Below are 20,903 nucleotides of genomic sequence, written 5' to 3'. Positions count from 1 at the left end.
GGCGGGACGGGGGTCAGCCGGTGCCGCGCTGCCGCCGGATCCTGTCGGCCACCTCGTTCTGCTCGGTCTCCCACCACGGCCGGACGAGCACGGGCGCGGACACCGCGGCCTGCTCGCCGGCCGGGCCGGACGGTACGGCGACGCGGGCGAGCTCCTGGTCGAGGCGGCGGTCGAGGGCGGCGTTCTGGACGCGTTCGGCGCGCGCCCACTGCACCAGGATCGCCAGGATGAAGGGGAGCGCGACCAGTTCGGCGATGCTGAGCATCGCGCCGCCGCCGATCTGCTGGTCGTGGTGGACGTCGGTGGCCCAGGTGGGCGCGTGCTGCTGGTACCAGGCCCCCGCGATCAGTGTTCCGTGGGTCATCACCACGATTCCCGGCACCGCGTCGACGATGCCGTCCAGGAACACCAGCGCGGCCCGCACCGGATGAGTGCACCAGGACGGCAGCGCCTGCTCGTGGGTGAGCATGGGGACGACGAACAGGCAGCCCGCGGTGAGCAGGTGCAGGTACATCAGCTCGTGCAGCCAGCCGACGCGCAGCGCGGTGGCGAAGTACGGCGTGAAGTAGACGACGAGCTCGGTGGCGAGCACGAGGGCCGTGCTGACCAGGGGAAAGGTGAGCAGGCGCACCACCCGGCCGGCCATCGCCCGCCGGACCCGCTCCGCCCTGTCCTCCGGCAGGGCCTCCACCGCGAGCCGCAGCGGGTCGCCGAGGGCCAGGCCGAGGGGCGCGACCAGGTCGAGAAGGATGTTCTGCACGGCGGCGGGCCAGAACAGGACGTGGTCGTACACGGCCAGCGCCGACATCGTGGCCACCACCAGCGTGCCCAGTCCGAGCAGCGCGAAGGCGGCGGTCCGGGCGGGCGACCAGCTCCGGCCCTGCCGCCGCAGCCGCAGCACGCCCCAGCCGTACAGTCCGCCCAGGACGGCCACCACGACCAGCGCCGGGACGTCGACCTGCCACGAGGACAGCAGCCGACCGAGCGTCGGCTCGGCGAGCTGCCCGGCCGACAGTCCGGTCACCGCGTCAGGAATCATGCGCATCCTTCTCCATTCGCCCACAGGGGACGAGTCGGTTCATGCCCCCAGCGGACGGTAGCGGCCGGCGGCCGCGGGCGGGGCGGCGGGGTGCGGGTGTCCGGCGCGTCGCACCGCGCCCCGCGAAAGGGCTGCGAAACAGGGCGAACCGTCCGGGAGCCGGGGCCCGAGGGCGCCCCCGGAGGCCGGGGGAAAGCCGTTCGGCGACACCCTCGCACCCCGGCCGGCGGGTGACTTCTCACGCATTCCTCACCGTGGGCTTACCTGGACGACGACCCCTCGACGTCCACGCGAAACAGTCAAAATCGCCCTGAACAACGAAGGTCCCCCAGATGGAAACCTGTCCGTAACCGCAAAGTTCCTGACAACTACGCGCGTTGACCCTAGGCTGCGGCCTGCTGCCCCCTCTTTCTCCAGTCACACCAGGAAGGCACCATGTCGCCGACCCACTCCCGCCGCCCGGCTCCACGAAGAGTCGTCGTGGCGGCGCTCGCCGCGGCCGCCACGCTGGCCACCGCCGGCGCCCTCGTCGCGGCGAACCCCGCGCAGGCCGGCCCCGCCGCCAAATCGGCGCCGCTGAAGGACCTCCAGCTCCTCGCCATCAACGACTTCCACGGCAACCTGGAGCCGCCCGCCGGCTCCTCCGGCCGGGTCACCGAGAGGCAGGCCGACGGCACCACGAAGGACATCGACGCCGGCGGCGTGGAGTACCTGGCGAGCAGCCTGCGCACCGCCCGCAAGGGCCACGACCGGTCGCTGACCGTCGCCGCGGGCGACATCGTCGGCGCCAGCCCGCTGCTGTCCGGCCTCTTCCACGACGAGCCGACCATCGAGGCGATGAACAAGCTCGGCCTCGACGTCACCGGCGTGGGCAACCACGAGTTCGACGAGGGCAAGGACGAGCTGCTCCGCCTCCAGAACGGCGGCTGCCACCCGGCCGACGGCTGCTACGCCAAGGGGCGCAAGTTCAAGGGCGCCGACTACCCGATCCTGTCGGCCAACGTGATCAACGAGAAGACCGGCAAGCCGCTTCTCAAGCCGTACGTCGTCCAGAACGTCAAGGGCGCGAAGGTCGGCTTCATCGGCGTCACCCTCAAGGGCACGCCGGACGTCGTCACGGCCGCGGGCGTCAAGGGACTGAAGTTCCTCGACGAGGCCGAGACGATCAACAAGTACACCAAGGAGCTCCAGAAGAAGGGCATCCACGCGATCGTCGCGCTGGTCCACGAGGGTGGATACCCGGCCTCCTCTGCGTACAACTACGACTGCGACGCGGGCGGCAGCACCGGTCTGAGCGGTCCGATCGTGGACATCGCCAAGAAGGTCGCGCCGGAGGTCGACGCCCTCGTCACCGGCCACACCCACAACGCGTACGTCTGCTCCATCCCGGACCCGGCGGGCCACCCGCGCCTGGTGACCAGCGCCGCCTCCTACGGCCGGCTGTTCACCGAGCTGAACATGAAGTACGACCCGCGCACCGACGACATCGTCCGCGCCACGGTCAAGGGCTCCAACCGCGTCGTCGACCGGACCCAGTCCAAGGCGGCCGACCTGACGCAGCTGCTCGACTACTGGCGGACCCTGGCCGCGCCGGTCGCCAACAAGCCGGTCGGCTACATCACCAAGGACATCACCCGCAACGGCGCCGTCGAGTCGCCGCTGGGCGACCTGATCGCGGACGCGCAGCTCGCGCACGCCAAGTCCCTGGACAGCCGCGCCGTCGTGGCGCTGATGAACCCGGGCGGCATCCGCGCCGACCTGGTCTACGCCGCCTCCGGCAACGAGGGCGACGGCGTCGTGACCTTCGGTGAGGGCTTCGCGGTGCAGCCGTTCAGCAACACGGTCAACCTCAAGAACCTGACCGGCGCGCAGCTGGTCACCGTGCTGAAGCAGCAGGTCAGCGGCGGCAACGCCGCCGCCCCCAAGTACCTGCAGATCTCCAGCAGCCTCACCTACACCCTGGACCTGACCAAGACGGGCGCCGACCGCGTCGTCGAGGACTCCATCCGGGTGGACGGCAAGCCGGTCGACCCCAACGCCACCTACCGCGTCGCCATGAACTCCTTCCTGGCCGACGGCGGTGACGGCTTCACCGAGTTCGCCAAGGGCACCGACCAGCTCGTCGGCAGCGACGACCTGGTCGCCCTGGTCGACTACCTGACGGCGAACACCTCGGCCGCCGCGCCGTACGCGCCGACGGCCGCCGACCGCGTCACCGTCGTGAAGTAACCACCGTCGCACGGACGGCGATCCGAGCGATCGGACGAGGGCGGGCCCTTTCGGGGGCCCGCCCTCACGCTTGCCCGCGGACCGCACGCACTCCTCGACCGGCGCGGGCCGGGGGTGGACCGTCGGGATGTGGGGCCGAAGGGCCCACTGCCGGGCCCGAGCGGCCCGTGGCGGCGCGGGCCGTACCGGACCAGGCTGGAGACAGCAGCGCGGCGGCATCCTGGAGAGGGACGCTGACGGACGTTCCCCCTCCACCGCGGTCCTGGCCGGAAGCAGGCGCCGCGGCCGGTGCCGGCGCGTCACGCGGTACGCGGTCGGGCCGGCCGCGCCGGGGACGCCGCCGCGCCGCACGACGCGCTCGCCGACCGAGCGAGGCGGCAGGAACGAGAGGAGCCGGAGCGATGACCTCCACCAGCACCCGGGCCGCGGCCCTTCCGGCCGAGCACCGTGCGCGGCTCATGCGGTTCGCCCGCGAGATCTCCTTCGACATGGGCTCCCGGCTGTTCCACGAGGGCCGCCACGCCGACAAGTTCTGGATCATCCGGACCGGCACCGTCGCCCTGGACCTGCACGTCCCGGGCCGCAGCGCCGCCGTCATCGAAACCCTGGGCCACGGCGAACTCGTCGGCTGGTCCTGGCACTTCACGCCCCACGTATGGCAGCTCGGCGCCGAGGCCACCAGCCCGGTGCGGGCGTACGAGTTCGACGCCGAGGCCGTGCGCGAGCTGTGCCGGGAGGATCCCGAGTTCGGCCGCGCCGTCGCCGTCTGGGTCGGCGGTGTGGTCGCCCACCGGCTGCAGGCGGCCCGTGTCCGGCTGCTCGACCTGTACGCCCCCTACGGCAGCGGCAACAGGTGAACCGGCCGCGACCGCACCGACGCCCCGAGGAGGACACCATGCACGCCGGCCCGCACATCGTGAGCGACGTCATGACGCACACCGTCGTGGCCGTGGGACGCGACGCCCCGTTCAAGGAGATCATCAACCTCATGGCGCAGTGGAAGGTCAGCGCCCTTCCGGTGCTGGAGGGCGAAGGACGCGTGATCGGTGTCGTGTCCGAGGCCGACCTGCTGCCCAAGGAGGAGTTCCGCGACAGCGACCCCGACCGGTTCACCCAGCTACGCCGGCTGCCCGACCTGGCCAAGGCGGGCGCGGTGACGGCCGGGGAGCTGATGACGTCCCCGGCGGTCACCGTCCATTCCGACGCCACCCTCGCCGAGGCCGCGCGCATCATGGCCCAGCGCCGGGTCAAGCGGCTGCCCGTCGTCACCGGCGGGGGACTACTGGAGGGCATGGTCAGCCGGGGGGACCTGCTGAAGGTCTTCATGCGGCCGGACGACGACCTGGCCGAGGAGATCCGCCGGGAGATCGTCTCCTATCTCTTCCCCGCCCCGCTCGAACCCGTCCGCGTCGACGTCGTCGACGGCGTGGTCACGCTCACCGGCCGGATCCGGGACACCTCGCTGGTTCCCGTGGCCGCCCGCCTGGTACGGGCGGTGGAGGGAGTCGTCGACGTCGAGTGCGACCTCGCGAGCGGTGAGGCGGTCACCGAACCCCGCTGAACGCCGGTGCCGTCGCCTCCCCCGCGGCGGCACCGGGAAGAAGCCCGCGGGCCGTGGACCACGGCCCCACGGCCCGCGGGATCAGGTCGGCCGGTTCAGTCGTCGTGGGGTACGAGCGCGACCGGGCGGGTGACGTGGTGGACCAGGGCGTGCGTGACCGGACCCGCGTGCGCGCCGACCGCGGGGTGCCGCCTGCGGCGGCCCACCACCAGCAGTCCCGACCCGCTCACGGCGCCCGGCAGAACATGGGCCGGGCGGCCCTCGTGCGGGGTCGCGGCCACGTACACGGCGGGGAACTTCCGCCGCCAGGGCTCCAGCAGTGCGTCCAGTTCCCGTTCCGCCTCCTGCCGGAACGTCTCCCGGGTGCGCGCGTCCGGGAGCCCGTGGGTGAGCGGCACGTGCCAGGCGTGGACCACCCGCAGGGGCGCCCCGCGCAGTTCGGCGGCGCGGAAGGCGAAGTCCAGGACGTCGTCGCAGGAGCCGTCGGTGTCGACGGCGACCGCCACGTCACGGTGCGCGGTCCGCGTCGAGAGGTGTCCGGAGACGTCCGGCAGATGTTCGCTCCCCGCGCTCTCCCCCGCCCTCACGAGGACGACGGGCCGCTCGGCGTGCACGGCGGTCGCCATGGCCACCGAGCCCAGGACGAAGCCTCCGACCGCGCCGAGCCCCTGGCTGCCGATGACCAGCAGCTCGGCGTGCGCCGCCTCGTCGAGCAGCGCGGGACCCGGCTGCCGGCGCACCTGCTCGCTCGACAGGTCGAGGCCCGGGTACGACGCGGCCAGCTCGCCGGCCGTGTCCCGGAGCATCCGGCGCGCACGGGACTGCGGCACGCGCACCTCGGGCAGGCCCGCGCGCCCGGCGGTGTCGGGCAGGCCCTCCCAGGCGTGCACCAGCCGGAGCGGCAGCCCCCGCCGGAGGGCTTCCCTGGCCGCCCAGTGGGCCGCGGCGAGGCTCTCGCTCGAACCGTCCAGACCGGCCACGACAGGTCTCAGCACGGCGGTCACCTCCCTCGTTCCCGCACCGCCCCCCGGTGGGTGCGCGGCCGGCGCCACACCGGCCGCGCACCCGGGCGCGGAGCGCCCCCTGCTCGGACGCGCCGCACCGGGATGGTCCTGGTGCCCGTCTTCTCCTCCGGGACCAAGACCGTGGTGGTTTCGGGTCGTGCTCCGCGCGCTCCGTACTCCGCGCGCTCTTCCAGTGTCGCGCGTCCGGGCCGGGTCGGGAGTGGGCCGACCGGCCCGGTGGAAGATGGGCCCGGGGTCCCGCCCGGCGGGGACGTGCGGCCGGTGCGCCCGCGCCGGGCGGCCCCAGGACGGCGGGCCGGAAGGATGTCAGGCTGAGAGTGGAGGGAGCCGTTCAGGCGACCGTCCGCTCGGCGGGCCGGGGGGCCCAGGGGCCCGGTGGTGGTCGGGGAGGTCCGGAGGGAGCAGCGATGAGGGCGAACACACCCGGCCGGCGTCCGCTGTGGCGGTGGCGGAGCAACCCGATGCGCCGGCGCGAGGACGTGATCGAGGGCTGGGTCCTGCTGGCCACGTGGGCCGTCATCGCGGTGGGCGCTCCCCTGACGGGGGTGGTCGTCGGCCAGACGGCCGCGGACGGCCTCGCCCGGCAGCAGGTGGAGCGGCACCCGGCCACCGCCCTCCTGGTCGCCACGGCCCGGCCCGGCGGCGACAGTGTGACGACGCCGGACGACCGGGTCCCGGGGACGGTCCGCTGGACTGAACCGGACGGCACCCGGCACGAGGCCCGGACCCTGGTCGCGCCCACCTTCGAGGCGGGCGACCGGATCGGGATATGGGCCGATCAGCATCACCGGGTCACCTCCCCGCCCCTGACCCCGTCGCAGGCCGCGACACAGGCGGCGGCCACGGGCGCGCTGGTGTCGCTCGCCGTCGCGGGTGCCGCCGGCGCCGGATGCTGCGCGGCACGGGCCACGCTCGACCGGCGCCGTGCCCGCGCCTGGGAGGCCGAGTGGCGCGAGGTCGGGCCGCAGTGGGGCCGCGCGGCGCGCTGAGTCCCGCGGACGTCATGTCCCGGGCGCGTCCCGGCCGTCGCGGGGCAGCGGACTGCGCAGCAGCACGCCCACGCCCTCGTGCAGCCGCGCCTCCCGCTCGGGCACCAGGACGAGTTCCGCCCGGGTGCCGACCAGTGCCCGCGTCAGCGCCGCGTCGGCGCGCTCCCGGCGTACGTCCTGGACACCGTAGGAGCGCAACTCCTCTTCAGTGACGGCCAGTTGGCCGGGTTCGGGGCCGACCCACAGGCGCAGCGGCGACTCGGGGTGGTTGTTGAGCAGCAGAGCCTTGACCTGGCCCCGTTGCAGGGCTGCCACGGCGGCGGGCAGTCCCTCGGCCGTCACCGCGCCGTGGGCACGCTGGGCCAGGAAGACGTCCAGCAGGTGCCGGTCGTGCGCGGCCATCCGTCCCTTGAACAGGCTCTCCAGCCGCTGCTCCAGCAGAGCCCGCCCCGGCACCGCGTCGCCCGTGCCCTCCACCATGGTGACATGTCCGCGCAGCGGCGCGGGGAGCCGGTTGACGAGGATGCCGCGGGCCCAGGCGTCCCCCGCGACGACCACCGACTCGCAGTCGATGCGCCGTGCGTGGCCCTCCAGTTCCCGGCCGATCACCCGGGCCGTCCGCGGCCAGTCGCCCGCCGGGACCTCCTCGTGCAGGCGGTGCCCGGGCGCGACCTTCGTCAGGGGCCAGACGCCGGCCTCGGCGTCGACGCGCACGGTGCCCGACGCGTCCGTGGAGTGACGTCCGCCGTAGCGGATCCGCACCGCCAGGTACGGGATCCCGGGGGCGTGCTGGGCGATCAGCGGCATGGTGTCCGGCAGCGTTCCGAAGTGCGCCGTGTCCCGTGCGGGCGGGACGGGCAGTTCGTCCAGCAGGGCCACGTGGCCGTGCGCGGTGAACACCGCCTGCCCGTGAGTGCCGGGGACCTCCGTGTCGCTGCCCACCAGGTCGGCCACCGCGGTGATGGTGCCCCGGTCCGCCCCCTCGGACGTCAGGGCGTCCCGCAGGTGCCGCCACCGCAGTTCGACGGCCGCGTCGGGATCGGCGACGGCGCTGTCGCGGGAGGTGTCCAGGTACACCGACGCGAACGGACCTGACTGCTTGTACAGAGGTTCGAGAAAGGAAAGCCTCATGGTCGCTCCCGACTGCCCCGCGCCCGCCCGGAGCCGCTCACAGCGTCCTCTGGCAGGCTCGCCGGCCACCCACGCGGTCAGTCTCCCACCGTTCCGGACGGCCTGCCGCCCCGTGCTCCGGGGCCCGAACACCCCGGGGTCCGGGCTGCTCGGACTGCACCGTACGGCGGGTCACACGACAATGGGTCTCGGCGCGCGATCCGCCGCGGCGGGCGCGCGATCCGCCCGGCGGCAGGGGAAGGCGGTGGCCTGCGATGACGTACGTCGCTGTGAGTGCGCTGAGCCATCCGGGACTGATCCGCGAGCACAACGAGGACAGCCTGGTCGCGGGGCCGTGGACCCTGTGTGCCACGGTGACCGAGAATCCGCAGACGCTGGTGTTCCCGCTCGGCGCGCCCCTGGTCGTCGCGGTCGCCGACGGGATCGGCGGCCAGCCCGGAGGCGATGTGGCCAGTTCCCTCGTGGTCCGGCAGCTCGCGCGGTCCGCGCCCGGCCTGACCGGCGAGGACGACGTCCGCGAGGCACTGCACGCCTGCAACCGCCGGGTGTACACGGCCGCGGAGGACGACGGACCGGCCACGATGGGCACCACCGTCGCGGGCGCCGTCGTGCTGCCCGGGTCGCTGCTGGCGTTCAACGTGGGCGACAGCCGGGTCTTCGCCGCGCCCCGGGACGGGCTGCTCCAGGTCAGCGTGGACGACAACCCGCCGACCCCGCCGGGGCGGCGCACGACGTCGCTGCTGACCCAGGCCCTCGGCGGCGCCCGCACGTTCCACGCCGTCACCCCGCATGTGACGGCCTGTGCCCTCGCCCCGGGCGACCGGTATCTGATCTGCACCGACGGCCTGACCGACCCGCTGCCGAACGACGTCCTGGACGCGCTGCTGAGGGAGTTCGACGACGGCCGGGCCGCCTTCGAACTGTGGAAGGCCGCCATCGCCGCCGGCGGTCCCGACAACATCACCCTCGCCCTGGTGCGGGTCGTGGAGCGGTGACCCGCTCCCCCGCCCGTCCTGTCCCGTATCCGCTCACCTGGCCCGCCGGACGGGTCGGTTCCTAGACTGTGAGACGTGGTGCGGGCCAACGAGGAGGTCGAGGCGCTCCTCCAGGAGTACGCGGACCTCATCGCCATCACCGGAGGCGACGCGTTCAAGGCGCGCGCCTACGAGAAGGCCGCGCGTGCCATCGGCGGCCACCCCTCCGACGTCTCCCGCCTCGACGTCGCGGGTCTGAAGGAGATCCCGGGCGTCGGCAGGTCGATCGCCGAGAAGGTCGTCGAGTACCTCCGCACCGGCAACGTCACAGTGGTCGAGGAGACACGCGCCAGGATCCCCGCCGGGGTACGGCAGTTGATCACCATCCCCACCCTCGGCCCCAGGAAGGCGATGACCCTCTACGAGGACCTGCACATCTCCTCGGTGGCCGAACTGGCCGACGCGATCAAGGCGGAGAGGCTGCGCGATCTGAAGGGCTTCGGGAAGAGGACCGAGGAGAACATCCTGCACGGCATCGCCCTCATGCGGCAGGCCGGCGAGCGGATCCTGCTCGGCACCGCCACGGAGGCCGCCGAGGACGTCGTCGCCGAACTCTCCCGGATCACCGGCTGTACGCGGTGCGCGTACGCCGGATCGCTGCGCCGCATGAGGGAGACGATCGGGGACATCGACGTCCTCGTCGCCGCCGAGCGGTCGGCGCCCTTCATGGACGCGCTGACCGAACTGCCCTCGACCGCCGAGGTCGTCGCGCACGGCGCGAAGAAGACCTCGATCCGTACCGACACGGGCGTCCAGGTCGACCTGCGCGTGGTGCGGCCGGACTCCTGGGGCGCGGGGATGCAGTACTTCACCGGCTCCAAGGGGCACAACATCCGCACCCGGACGATCGCCGTCCATCTGGGGCTGAAGCTCTCCGAGTACGGCCTGTTCGACGCCGAGAGCGGGGAACGGGTCGCCTCCCGCTCGGAGGAGGACGTGTACGCGAGGCTCGGCCTGCCCTGGATCCCGCCCACGCTGCGCGAGGACCGGGGCGAGATCGAGGCCGGCCTGCGCGGCGAACTGCCCGAGGTGGTCAGGGAGGAGGACATCAGGGGCGACCTGCACACCCACACCGACCTCACCGACGGTCTCGCCCCGCTGGAGGAGATGGTGGCCGCGGCCGCCCGCCGGGGCTACGCGTACTACGCGGTCACCGACCACGCGCCCGGCCTCGCCATGCAGCGGATGACCGAGGAGAAGGTCCTCGCCCAGCGAGAGCAGGTGCGGTCACTGGACGGCCGGCACCACCGGATGCGGCTGCTGCACGGCACCGAGCTCAACATCGGCCCGGACGGGGAGGTCGACTGGCCCGACGAGTTCCTCGCGGGCTTCGACCTCTGCGTGGCCTCGGTGCACTCGCACTTCGGTCTCGACCGCAAGGCGATGACCCGGCGGCTCGTGCGTGCCTGCGAGAACCCGCACGTCCATGTCATCGGGCACCCCACCACCCGGCTGATCGGCAGGCGGCCGGGCATCGACGCCGACCTCGACGAGGTGTTCGCCGCCTGCGCCCGCACCGGCACGGCCCTGGAGATCAACGCCCAGCCGGACCGCCTCGACCTGGGCGACGAGGACATCCTGCGGGCCAGGAGCCACGGCGCGAAGTTCGCCGTGGACTCCGACGCCCACTCCGTCCTCCATCTCGCCCACCTGCGCTACGGAATCGGCACGGCGCAGCGCGGATGGCTGACCCCGGACGACGTGATCAACACCTGGCCGCTGCGGCGGCTGCGCGGCTTTCTGCGCAAGGACGGGGCCGCCTGAGCCGCACCGGGGACCCACGGCACGCGGCCGTGACCCGGTGCCGCGTCGGCGGTCGGGTCACGGCCGCGTGGCGGCTCGCGCGGGTGTCACGGCTTGCGGGCGAGGCCTCCGTGCTCGGCGACGGCCTCCACGGCGGGGGCCTCGGGGTCCGGACGCCAGTGCGGAACGGAGACGATCCCGGGCTCCACGAGCTCCAGTCCGTCGAAGAACGCCGTCATCTGCTCGACGGTGCGCAGCACGTACGGAATGGCCCCGCTCTTGTTGTAGCCCTCCTGGGCCTCCTCGAAGTCCGGGTCTGTGCCGAGCGAACCGTCGTTAATGGACAGGTAGCTGCCGGACGGCAGCGCGTCCATCAGCCGGGAGACGATGGAGCGTGCCTGGTCGTAGTCGGCCACGTGGCCGAGGATGTTGCTGAGGATGAGGGCGATGGGACGGGTGAAGTCCAGCGTGTCGGCGGCGGCCGCGAGGATGCGGTCCGGGTCCAGCACGTTGGCGTCGACGTACGCGGTCGCTCCCTCCGGAGTGGAGTAGAGCAGGGCGCGGGCGTGGGCGAGGACCATCGGGTCGTTGTCGACGTAGACGATCCGGGCGTCGGGCGCGATGCGCTGGGCGACCTCATGGGTGTTGTCGGCCGTGGGCAGGCCCGTGCCGATGTCCAGGAACTGGCGGATGCCCGCTTCGGCGACCAGGTAGGTGATGTTGCGGCGCAGGAAGCCGCGGCTGCTGCGGGCGATGGTGACGATGCCGGGGAAGACGGCGGTGTAGGCGTCGCCGGCCTCCTCGTCGACGGCGTAGTTGTCCTTGCCACCCAGCCAGTAGTTCCAGATCCGAGCCGAGTGGGGCACCGTCGTGTCGATCTTCTGGTGCGCCGCTGGGTCCGGGCTCGTCGCGGGGTGGGTCATGGGTACCGTCCGTTCTCCGTCGCGCGGGTTGTCCAACGACAAACTACGTTCCGAAAGCCCTTCTGTGCACGCCAGTTCGCGTTTCCGCCGGTGGTTTTCCCGAAGACGGTCGCCCCCTACGCCATGCCCCGGCGGCGCAGCAGCAGCCACAGTTCCGCGGTGACGTCCGGGTCGGTGAGGTCCACGCCGAGCAGCTCCCGGCAGCGCGAGACGCGGTGCCGGAGCGTGTTGCGGTGGACACCGAGGGCGCGGGAGGCCGCCTCCCACTGGCCGTGATGGCGCAGGTAGCCGACGAGGGCCTGGCGCAGGGCGTCGTCCAGTCCGTCGCAGGCGGCGGCGAGCCGCGCGGTCGTGTCGCCGTCGTGCGGTCCCGAGGACGGGCGGGCGAGCAGGCGGGTGCCCGGGGCGAGGTCCGCCAGTGTCGTGGCGGCGACCGCGCGGACGGACGGCGCCCGCCCGATCGGAACCGCCTCCGTCAGGACGGCCGCGGCGTCGGGGTCCGCCCGCCGTACCGCGTCCTCCAGGCAGGCCGTCGGGGGATGGTTCGCGGGGATGAGGAACCAGGCCGCTCGCTCGTCCGTCCGGACGGCGATCGCCTCCGGACACCAGCGGCGGACCACTCCGACGAGGGTGTCACTCGCCCGGCCCCTCATCGTCAGCAGGCGCACGTGTTCGGGCGGGCCCGGTGCCCGTAGCGCGCCCGCGAGCCCGCGCGCGGCGTCCGCGTGCCCGAGGTCGACCAGCAGTCCGACGCAGCGCTGCCCCTCGTCGGCCACGGACTCGGCGCGCGCGCCGCGCACCGCGTCCAGGCTCAGCAACGCCGACGCCGTCAGCACCACTCTGCGCCTGGTGGGGTCGAGCGGCGTGGAGGTGCCGACCGCGAGGAAGCCCCCGGCGCGCTCCCGCACGGCCAGCGGGAAGACGATCACCGCGCCGGAGCCGGTCGCGAAGGAGGCGGCGGAGTGCGCTCCGGCGCCCTCCAGCCGGACGATCTCCGCGCGCACCCGCTCGGCCTGCCCGGCGGCTCCGGCGGGGAACACCTGGTCGACCTCGCCCGTCGGCGTGTACGCCGCCGCCCAGGCGTCCAGCGACCGGCCGAGGGTGCGCAGGACCGTGGCGACGGGGTCGGCGGAGGCGGCCGCGTCGACGAGCGCCCGCTGGGTCGCCAGGACGTCCTTGAGGTGCTGCTCGGCCGTGCGGGAGACGGCGGCCCAGTAGGCCTTCGTGATGCGCAGGAACGGCGTGGGCGGCGGGACCGTGAGCAGGCACAGCCCGAGCTTCCGGCAGGCCGCGAGGAGCGGCGCGGGGACCTCGGTGTGCACCGGGCCGAGGCCGAGGGCCAGCGCGGTCAGCTCCGCCTCCACCAGGCGGCCGACGTACCGTTCGCAGCCGAGCTTGTTCCGGGGCAGGGACAGACCCGTCGTCAGCAGCAGCTCCCCGCCGTTCAGGTAGCCGGTCGGGTCGCTCAGTTCGCTGATGTGCACGGCGGACACCTCGCGTGCCGAGGCGGCGAACCCCTCGGCCGGCGCGAGATCCGTACCGAGGACCCGGCACAGCGAGGCCACCGTCGGAACCGTCACGCGTGCTCCTGCGCGCGAACCTTCACGAGTGCTCCTGTGCGTTCCGTCCAATGCGGGCCCTGCGTGGTGCATTTTATCCAGTGAGAGATCCGCGCCTTCTCCGTACGGTCGTCCCGTCCCGAGCGAATGGAGAGAGGTCATGCCCGTCGATCCGCCCGAGGCGCCGCTCGACGGCCTGGTCGTCGCCGACTTCAGCCGCGTCCTGGCCGGCCCGCTGGCCTCGGTGATGCTGGCGGACCTGGGGGCCACCGTCATCAAGGTGGAGCGCCCGGGCTCCGGCGACGACACCCGTGCCTGGGGTCCGCCGTGGACCGACGGTTCCAGCAGCTACTTCGAGTGCGCCAACCGCTCGAAACGGTCGGTGACCCTCGATCTGTCCGACCCCGCCGACCTCCGGCTGGCGAGGACGCTCGCCGAGCGGGCCGACGTCCTGGTGGAGAACTTCAAGGACGGAGCGCTCGCCGCACGAGGGCTCGACTACGACTCCGTCCGCCGCGCCAACCCGGGCGTCGTGTACTGCTCGGTGACCGGCTTCGGCCGCCACGGCGGCGCGGCGCTGGCGGGCTACGACTTCCTCGTCCAGGCACTGGGCGGTCTGATGAGCATCACCGGCGACCCGGGCGGCGACCCGCAGAAGGTCGGCGTGGCCCTGGTCGACGTGCTGACCGCCAAGGACGCGACCATCGGCATCCTGGCGGCGCTGCGGGCCCGCGAGAAGAGCGGCCGGGGCCAGCGGGTGGAGGTCAACCTCCTGTCCAGCCTGCTGGGTTCGCTGGCGAACCAGGCCTCGGCGTATCTGACCACCGGCCGTGCGCCGGGGCGGATGGGCAACGCGCATCCGTCGATCGCCCCGTACGAGACGCTGCGCTGCGCGGACGGACTGCTCGCCATGGCGTGCGGGAACGACGGGCAGTTCCGTCGGCTGGCCGAGGTGCTGGGCGCGCCGGAGCTGGCCGACGACGAACGCTTCGCGGTCAATCCGGCCCGGGTGCGCAACCGCCACGCACTCGTCCGGGCCCTGGAGGAACACCTCGCGCGCGACACGGTCGAGACCTGGATCGGGCGGTTCACCGCGGTCGGTGTTCCGGCCGGACGGGTCGGTACCGTCGCCGACGGCATCGCCCTGGCCGAGTCGCTCGGCCTCGAACCGACCGTCCGGGTCGGCCCCTCGTCCCCGCCCCAGATCCGGCACCCCGTCACGTACTCGGCCACCCCGGTCACCGGCTACCGGCCGCCGCCCCGGCTCGGCGAGCACAGCGACGACGTACGCCGCTGGCTCATCGGCCCGGAACCCACCGAACCCACCGAACCGCCGCAGGAGAAGAACGCATGAACGCACCGGCCAAGCTGCCCCCGCTCGACCCCCGCGACCCCGCCGGACTGCACGACCTGCTCACCCCGGAGGAGAAGGCGGTGGCCGCCTCGGTGCGCCAGCTCTGCGCGCAGCGCATCGACCCCTTCGTGGCGGACTGGTTCGAGCAGGGCACCGTCCCCGACATCCGCGGCCTGGCCAAGGAACTCGGCGCGCTGGGCGTGCTCGGCATGCACCTGGAGGGCTACGGCTGCGCCGGCATGTCGGCCACCGAGTACGGCGTCGCCTGCCTCGAACTGGAGGCCTCCGACTCCGGCGTCCGCTCGCTGGTCTCCGTGCAGGGCTCGCTGGCGATGTTCGCGATCCGGAAGTGGGGCAGCGAGGAGCAGAAGCGGCAGTGGCTGCCGTCGATGGCGGCCGGTGAGGCGATCGGCTGCTTCGGTCTGACCGAGCCCGACATCGGCTCCGACCCGGGCAGCATGCGCACCCGGGCGCGGCGCGACGGCGGCGACTGGATCCTCGACGGCCGCAAGATGTGGATCACCAACGGCAGCGTGGCCGACGTGGCCGTGGTCTGGGCCCGGACCGACGAGGGGGTCCGCGGCTTCGTGGTGCCCACCGGCACCCCGGGCTTCTCCGCCCCGGAGATCAAGCACAAGCTGTCCCTGCGCGCCTCGGTCACCAGCGAACTCGTCCTGGACGGGGTGCGCCTTCCCGCGGACGCCGTGCTCCCCGAGGTCCGCGGTCTGAAGGGCCCGCTGAGCTGCCTCGACGAGGCCCGCTACGGCATCGTCTGGGGAGCGATGGGCGCGGCCCGGTCCTCGCTGCACGCCGCCCAGTCCTACGCGATGGAGCGGACCCAGTTCGGCAAGCCGATCGGGGCGTTCCAGCTCACCCAGCAGAAGCTGGCCGACATGTACCTCGAATACACCAAGGGCGTGCTGCTGGCGCTGCACCTGGGCCGTCGCAAGGACGCGGGCACGCTGCGGGCCGAGCAGGTGAGCCTCGGCAAGCTGAACAACGTCCGCGAGGCGCTGGACATCTGCCGCACGGCCCGCACGGTCCTCGGGGCGAACGGCATCTCCCTGGAATACCCGGTCATCCGGCACATGAACAACCTGGAGTCCGTACTGACCTACGAGGGCACCGTCGAGATGCACACGCTCGTGGTCGGGCAGGCGGTCACGGGGCAGCCGGCGTTCCGGTGAGCACGGGCGGGGGCGGGCCCTGGGCTGCTGTTGAGTGTTGCGGGGATGGTCGCCCGTGACCGGCGGGAGCGCGGAGTGCTCCTCAATTACCCGGAGACCGTCGCGCTCCTTTCCTGCTGGGCGATGGAGCGCGCCCGCGAGGGCGCGCCCGTAAGCGACCTGATGGCCGAGGGGCGGAACGTCCTCACCCGCGCTGACGTGCTCGAAGGCGTCCCCGAGATGCTGCACGACGTCCAGGTCGAGGCGACCTTCCCGGACGGGCGCAAGCTCGTCACGATCACCTCGCCGATCCCGTGATCCCCGGCGAGATCCGGACCGGTTCCGGCATAGTGCACATCAATGAGAACCGCGCCCGGCTTCAGTTGACCGTGGTGAATGACGGCGACCGCCCCATTCAGATCGGATCGCATCTGCATTTCCCCGACGCGAATCCATCGCTTTCTTTTGACCGGTCCCTTGCCGAAGGTTTCCGGCTCGATATTCCCTCAGGCACGTCCCTGCGCTTCGAGCCCGGAGTCGGCGCCGAGGTCACCCTCGTCGAACTGGGCGGCCGCCGGGAGGTGCCCGGCATCGTCGTGCCCGGCACCAGGACCGCACGAACGGACGACAGGCGTCGGCGACTGGTGCCTTCCTCGCCCCCCGCCCCCTGCTGCTGGCCCCCGACCGGGTGCGGATCGCCCTGGTCGGCACCCGCGCCGGTCTGCTCGCGGGCGACGACCTGCTGCTGCACATCGAGGTCGGCCCCGGTGCCCGCCTGGAACTGGTCGAACCGTCCGGACTGGTCGCCTACGACCACCGCGGCGGCGCCTCGCGGTGGCGGGCCCGGGTCGACACCGCCGAGGACGGCGAACTGATCTGGGACGCCAACCCGTTCTTCGTCAGCGACGGCGCCCGGGTGGAACGCTCGATGGACATCGCGCTGGCCGCCGGAGCACGGATGCTGTGGCGGGACACCCTGGTCCTCGGACGCTCCGGCGAACGGGGCGGCAGCGTGCGGGCGACCACGCGTGCCACCCACGACGGACACGACCTGCTGATCGAGGACCTGGACCTGACGGAGCCGGACCTCCGGGAACTCCCGGGCGTCCTGGGCCGCAACCGTGTCATCGGCTCGGTGACCTGCCTCGGCACCGGTCCCCCGGGACCTCGCCACCCGTACCGCATGGAACTGGCGGGGCCGGGGGCGCAGGTGCGGCTGCTGGACACGGTGGCACCGGCGATCGACGCGGAACTGGGGGCCGTCTGGGAGAGCTGGCGGAGCGACTGACCTCGCCGCGGGGGGGCACGTCGCACCCGCGGTCGGTCCGGCGGCGACCCGCGTGGTTCCGGTGGTAGGGGTGCGGCCGGGCGGCGGACTCCCCCTCTGCGCGCTCCTGACCGGCAGGCGTGCACCGGGGTACCGTCCAGCGAGACGACCACACCGCACCGCCGAGGCCCGGCCCTCCGGGCGAGGGGAGCACCGCATGAGCGAGTCCACCCACCAGGCACCCGCCGAGGCCGGGGGCGGCGGCCGTACCGATCCGCTCGTCCAGCTCTCCCTGGAGCAGTTGCGGCAGCGCTCCAGCCTGAAGTGGCGCACGCATCCGGAGGACGTCCTGCCGCTGTGGGTGGCGGAGATGGACGTCCTCCTGGCACCCGCCGTCGCCGACGTCCTGAACCGGGCCGTGGCGCTCGGGGACACCGGATACCCGCAGGGCACCGCCTACGCCGAGGCCCTCGCCGCCTTCGCCGCCACGCGATGGGGGTGGGACGGCCTGCGCGTGGAGAACACGGCGCTCGTGCCCGACGTGATGCTGGGAGTCGTCGAGGTGCTCCGTCTCGTCACGGACCCCGGCGACGCGGTCGTCGTCTGCTCGCCCGTCTATCCGCCGTTCTACGCGTTCGTCACGCACGACGGCCGGGAGGTCGTCGAGGCCCGCCTCGGACCCGATCTGCGGATCGACCTCGCCAACCTCGAGGAGGCCTTCATACGGGCCCGGCGCCGCGGCCGCCGCGCCGCGTTCCTGATGAGCAACCCGCACAACCCGACCGGTGTCGTCCACACCCGCGCGGAACTCGAGGCGGTCGCCGCGCTCGCCCGCGGGCACGGTGTCCGGGTGGTCGCCGACGAGATCCACGCCCCGCTGGTGCTGCCCGGCGCCGTCTTCACGCCCTTCCTCAGCGTGCCCGGCTCGGAGAACGGGTTCGCCCTGACCTCCGCGTCCAAGGCGTGGAACCTGGCCGGTCTCAAGGCCGCCGTGGCCGTCGCCGGCACCGAGTCCGCGGGCGACCTGCGCCGGATGCCCGAAGAGGTCAGCCACGGCCCCAGCCATCTGGGCATCCTCGCCCATACGGCGGCGTTCCGCGACGGGGGCGACTGGCTCGACGAGTTGCTGCTCGGGCTCGACGCCAACCGGAGCCTGCTGGGCGAACTGGTGAAGGAGCACCTCCCGGACGTGGGGTACGTCCCGCCGCAGGGCACCTACCTGGCCTGGCTGGACTGCACCGGCCTCGGACTGCACGACGTACGTCCCGCCGACGGTCCCGGTGTCGTGAGCGACCTCGCCGGACCGGCGCGGCTGTTCCTGGACGAAGCCCGGGTCGCCCTCAGCTCCGGACATGTCTTCGGCAGCGGCGGCGCGGGCTGCGTACGCGTCAACTTCGCGACCACGCCGACGATCCTGCGGGAAGCACTGACGCGCATGGGCCGTGCGGTCTCAGGCCTCGGGCGGGGGTCCTCCCCGGCCCGCGGCTTCGGTTCCTCGGTCCGGGAGAGCTGAGCGGACGGCGTCCGCCGTCCCCTCAGGAACGGCGGACGCCCTGCCGCGTCGCCCACCGGGGTCACTGGCCGATGGCCCGGAAGCGGCGCAGGCGCAGGCTGTTGCCGACCACGAAGACCGAGGAGAAGGCCATCGCGGCGCCCGCGATCATCGGGTTGAGCAGTCCGGCCGCGGCCAGCGGAAGCGCGGCGACGTTGTAGGCGAAGGCCCAGAACAGGTTGGAGCGGATGGTGCCCAGCGTCCTGCGGGCGAGCCGTATGGCGTCGGCCGCGACCCGGAGATCACCGCGGACCAGGGTCAGGTCGCCGGCCTCGATCGCGGCGTCCGTGCCGGTTCCCATCGCCAGTCCCAGATCGGCCTGGGCGAGTGCCGCCGCGTCGTTGACGCCGTCGCCGACCATGGCGACCGAACGCCCCTCGCCCTGGAGGCGCTTGACGACGTCGACCTTGTCCTGCGGCAGGACCTCGGCGATGACGTGCTCGGGTGCGATGCCCGTCTCGGCCGCGACGGCCTCGGCGACGGCCCGGTTGTCGCCGGTGAGCAGCATGGGCGTCAGACCGAGGGCACGCAGCCGGCGTACGGCCTCGGGGCTGGACTCCTTGACCGCGTCGGCGACTTCGAGGACCGCACGTGCCTCGCCGTCCCAGGCGACCGCGACGACCGTACGACCGGCCGCCTCGGCGGACTCCTTGGCGCGCCGCAGGTCGTCCGGCAGGGACATCGCCCACTCGGCGAGCAACCGCTCGCGCCCCACGAGGACGGCGTGCCCCTCGACGACTCCCCGGACCCCGAGTCCGGCGACGTTGGCGAAGTCCTCCGGGACCGGCAGGCTGCCCACACGGTCCGCGGCTTCGGTGGCGACCGCCCGGGCGATCGGATGCTCGGAGGCATGCTCCAGGGCGCCGGCGAGCCGCAGGACCTCCGTCTCGTCGGTGCCGTCGGCCGGGTGCACCGCCAGCAGGGTCATCCGGCCGGTGGTGACGGTGCCGGTCTTGTCCAGGACGACGGTGTCGACCCTGCGTGTGCTCTCCAGGACCTCGGGGCCCTTGATGAGGATGCCGAGCTGGGCGCCGCGTCCGGTGCCGACCATGAGGGCGGTGGGTGTGGCGAGTCCCAGGGCGCACGGGCAGGCGATGATCAGGACGGCGACCGCGGCGGTGAAGGCGGCGGTCGGTCCGGCGCCGTCGAGGAGCCAGTAGCCGAGCGTGGCCAGGGACAGCGCGACGACGACGGGGACGAAGACCCCGGAGATCCTGTCGGCGAGCCGCTGGGCGGCGGCCTTGCCGTTCTGGGCGTCCTCCACCAGCTTGGCCATGCGAGCGAGTTGGGTGTCGGAGCCGACCCGGGTGGCCTCGACGACCAGGCGTCCGCCCGCGTTCAGGGTGGCGCCGGTGACGGCGTCCCCGACGGCGACCTCGACCGGGACGGACTCGCCGGTGAGCATCGAGGCGTCCACGGCGGAGGCGCCCTCGACGACGGTGCCGTCGGTGGCGATCTTCTCGCCGGGGCGGACCAGGAAACGGTCGCCGGTCTTCAACTCCGCCACGGGGACGCGTTCTTCGCGTGCGCCGCGGAGAACGGTGACCTCCTTCGCACCCAGTTCCAGCAGGGCCCTGAGCGCCGCACCGGCCCTGCGCTTGGACCGGGCCTCGAAGTAACGGCCGGCGAGGATGAACGCGGTCACACCCGCAGCGGCCTCCAGGTAGATGTTCCCCGCGCCGTCGCCGCGGGCGATGGTCAGCTCGAAGGGGTGGGTCATGCCGGGCATGCCGGCGGTGCCGAGGAACAGCGCCCACACCGACCAGAGGAACGCGGCCGAGGTGCCGATCGAGATCAGCGTGTCCATGGTGGCCGCGCCGTGCCGGGCGTTGGTCCAGGCGGCCCTGTGGAACGGCCAGGCGGCGTACGTCACCACGGGCGCCGCCAGCGTCAGGGACAGCCACTGCCAGTACTCGAACTGGAGGGCCGGGATCATCGCCATCGCGATCACCGGCACGGCGAGCACGACCGCGGTGGTCAACCTCTCCCGCAGCGGACGGAGTTCGTCGGGGCCTCCCCTCAGTGAGCCCGTCGAGCCCGCCGAGCGGTCGGCCTGCTCGAACTCGGCGCGGACGGGCTCGGGTTCGCGCGCGGTGTAGCCGGTGGCCTCGACCGTGGCGATCAGGTCGGCCACGGCGACATCCTCACGGAAGGTGACTTTCGCCTTCTCGGTGGCGTAGTTGACGGTCGCCTCGACGCCGTCCATGCGGTTGAGCTTCCGCTCGACGCGCGCGGCGCACGAGGCGCAGGTCATGCCGCCGATGACGAGTTCGACCTCGGCGGCACCGGACGTGGTGATGGTCATGTGATCGGGTCCTCCTTGCCCATCGG

At 73.1% G+C, this 20,903-nt stretch carries 16 protein-coding genes and 2 pseudogenes; 12 read left to right on the top strand and 6 right to left on the bottom strand.

Translation table 11 applies throughout. The annotated features are described in order from the left end of the window. Positions 1 to 13 precede the first annotated feature (13 nt). The gene (locus ACIP4X_RS17005; protein ID WP_358729804.1) at positions 14 to 1,045 is read right to left on the bottom strand and encodes a cytochrome c oxidase assembly protein; all 1,032 of its coding nucleotides are present in this window, start codon (positions 1,043 to 1,045) and stop codon (positions 14 to 16) included. A gap of 429 nt (positions 1,046 to 1,474) precedes the next feature. Here ACIP4X_RS17005 and ACIP4X_RS17000 point away from each other — a divergent pair, with 429 nt between their 5' ends. The 3 genes from ACIP4X_RS17000 (at position 1,475) to ACIP4X_RS16990 (ending at position 4,829) form a co-directional block, all read left to right on the top strand. Then, complete coding sequence (locus ACIP4X_RS17000; RefSeq protein ID WP_391454571.1) at positions 1,475 to 3,268, top strand: 5'-nucleotidase C-terminal domain-containing protein; 1,794 nt, start codon at positions 1,475 to 1,477, stop codon at positions 3,266 to 3,268. A gap of 401 nt (positions 3,269 to 3,669) precedes the next feature. After that, complete coding sequence (locus ACIP4X_RS16995; protein WP_358729806.1) at positions 3,670 to 4,125, top strand: cyclic nucleotide-binding domain-containing protein; 456 nt, start codon at positions 3,670 to 3,672, stop codon at positions 4,123 to 4,125. A gap of 38 nt (positions 4,126 to 4,163) precedes the next feature. Beyond that, positions 4,164 to 4,829, top strand: a complete 666-nt coding sequence (locus ACIP4X_RS16990; protein ID WP_358729807.1) for a CBS domain-containing protein — start codon at positions 4,164 to 4,166, stop codon at positions 4,827 to 4,829. A gap of 95 nt (positions 4,830 to 4,924) precedes the next feature. On the opposite strand, the gene ACIP4X_RS16985 is transcribed toward ACIP4X_RS16990, so the two are convergent. Continuing rightward, the gene (locus ACIP4X_RS16985; protein ID WP_358729808.1) at positions 4,925 to 5,824 is read right to left on the bottom strand and encodes a universal stress protein; all 900 of its coding nucleotides are present in this window, start codon (positions 5,822 to 5,824) and stop codon (positions 4,925 to 4,927) included. A 437-nt stretch (positions 5,825 to 6,261) separates the two neighbouring features. Between ACIP4X_RS16985 and ACIP4X_RS16980 the strand changes: the two genes are divergently transcribed. After that, a complete protein-coding gene (locus tag ACIP4X_RS16980; RefSeq protein WP_391454572.1) occupies positions 6,262 to 6,843 on the top strand; it encodes a hypothetical protein in 582 nt (193 codons plus the stop codon). A 12-nt stretch (positions 6,844 to 6,855) separates the two neighbouring features. On the opposite strand, the gene ACIP4X_RS16975 is transcribed toward ACIP4X_RS16980, so the two are convergent. Further along, positions 6,856 to 7,974 (bottom strand): hypothetical protein, encoded by a 1,119-nt coding sequence (locus ACIP4X_RS16975; protein ID WP_391454573.1) that lies wholly within the window; start codon positions 7,972 to 7,974, stop codon positions 6,856 to 6,858. 254 nt (positions 7,975 to 8,228) lie between these two features. On the opposite strand from ACIP4X_RS16975, the gene ACIP4X_RS16970 reads away from it, so the two are divergent. Both ACIP4X_RS16970 and polX read left to right on the top strand, forming a co-directional pair. Continuing rightward, positions 8,229 to 8,969: a PP2C family serine/threonine-protein phosphatase gene (locus ACIP4X_RS16970; RefSeq protein ID WP_358729811.1), complete on the top strand. Its 741-nt coding sequence runs from the start codon at positions 8,229 to 8,231 to the stop codon at positions 8,967 to 8,969. A 75-nt stretch (positions 8,970 to 9,044) separates the two neighbouring features. Continuing rightward, entirely contained in the window at positions 9,045 to 10,772 is a 1,728-nt protein-coding gene (gene polX, locus ACIP4X_RS16965) for a DNA polymerase/3'-5' exonuclease PolX (RefSeq protein WP_358729812.1), read from the top strand. Between the two features lie 86 nt (positions 10,773 to 10,858). Here the strand turns inward: polX and ACIP4X_RS16960 are convergent, their stop codons facing one another. After that, entirely contained in the window at positions 10,859 to 11,674 is an 816-nt protein-coding gene (locus ACIP4X_RS16960; RefSeq protein WP_358729813.1) for an SAM-dependent methyltransferase, read from the bottom strand. 116 nt (positions 11,675 to 11,790) lie between these two features. Further along, positions 11,791 to 13,254, bottom strand: coding sequence for a PucR family transcriptional regulator ligand-binding domain-containing protein (locus ACIP4X_RS16955; RefSeq protein WP_391454574.1), 1,464 nt, complete (start codon positions 13,252 to 13,254; stop codon positions 11,791 to 11,793). 139 nt (positions 13,255 to 13,393) lie between these two features. Here ACIP4X_RS16955 and ACIP4X_RS16950 point away from each other — a divergent pair, with 139 nt between their 5' ends. The 6 genes and pseudogenes from ACIP4X_RS16950 to ACIP4X_RS16925 all read left to right on the top strand — a co-directional run bounded on the left by ACIP4X_RS16950 (position 13,394) and on the right by ACIP4X_RS16925 (position 18,533). Beyond that, positions 13,394 to 14,587 carry a CoA transferase gene (locus tag ACIP4X_RS16950; RefSeq protein ID WP_391454575.1) on the top strand — a complete coding sequence of 398 codons (1,194 nt, stop codon included), beginning with the start codon at positions 13,394 to 13,396 and terminating at the stop codon, positions 14,585 to 14,587. Continuing rightward, the gene (locus ACIP4X_RS16945; RefSeq protein ID WP_358729816.1) at positions 14,584 to 15,774 is read left to right on the top strand and encodes an acyl-CoA dehydrogenase family protein; all 1,191 of its coding nucleotides are present in this window, start codon (positions 14,584 to 14,586) and stop codon (positions 15,772 to 15,774) included. Before ACIP4X_RS16950 ends, ACIP4X_RS16945 begins: the two co-directional genes overlap by 4 nt. Positions 15,775 to 15,819: 45 nt before the next feature. Then, entirely contained in the window at positions 15,820 to 16,071 is a 252-nt protein-coding gene (gene ureA, locus ACIP4X_RS16940) for an urease subunit gamma (protein ID WP_358729817.1), read from the top strand. Beyond that, positions 16,068 to 16,286 (top strand): annotated as a pseudogene (gene ureB / locus ACIP4X_RS16935) (urease subunit beta); the annotation flags it as partial. The gene ureA and the pseudogene ureB, both read left to right, overlap by 4 nt. Before the next feature lie 89 nt (positions 16,287 to 16,375). Further along, a pseudogene (locus tag ACIP4X_RS16930) lies at positions 16,376 to 17,041 on the top strand (urease accessory protein UreD); the annotation flags it as partial. A 196-nt stretch (positions 17,042 to 17,237) separates the two neighbouring features. Next, entirely contained in the window at positions 17,238 to 18,533 is a 1,296-nt protein-coding gene (locus tag ACIP4X_RS16925) for an aminotransferase class I/II-fold pyridoxal phosphate-dependent enzyme (RefSeq protein WP_358729818.1), read from the top strand. A 61-nt stretch (positions 18,534 to 18,594) separates the two neighbouring features. Here the strand turns inward: ACIP4X_RS16925 and ACIP4X_RS16920 are convergent, their stop codons facing one another. Then, a complete protein-coding gene (locus tag ACIP4X_RS16920) occupies positions 18,595 to 20,877 on the bottom strand; it encodes a heavy metal translocating P-type ATPase (protein WP_401348942.1) in 2,283 nt (760 codons plus the stop codon). Positions 20,878 to 20,903 lie beyond the last annotated feature (26 nt).

This window comes from Streptomyces sp. NPDC088817 (assembly GCF_044750345.1).
In the GTDB taxonomy this organism is placed as follows: Bacteria; Actinomycetota; Actinomycetes; order Streptomycetales; family Streptomycetaceae; genus Streptomyces.
Note: the sequence above shows the minus strand (reverse complement) of the source record. Positions and strands in the feature narration are given on the sequence as shown.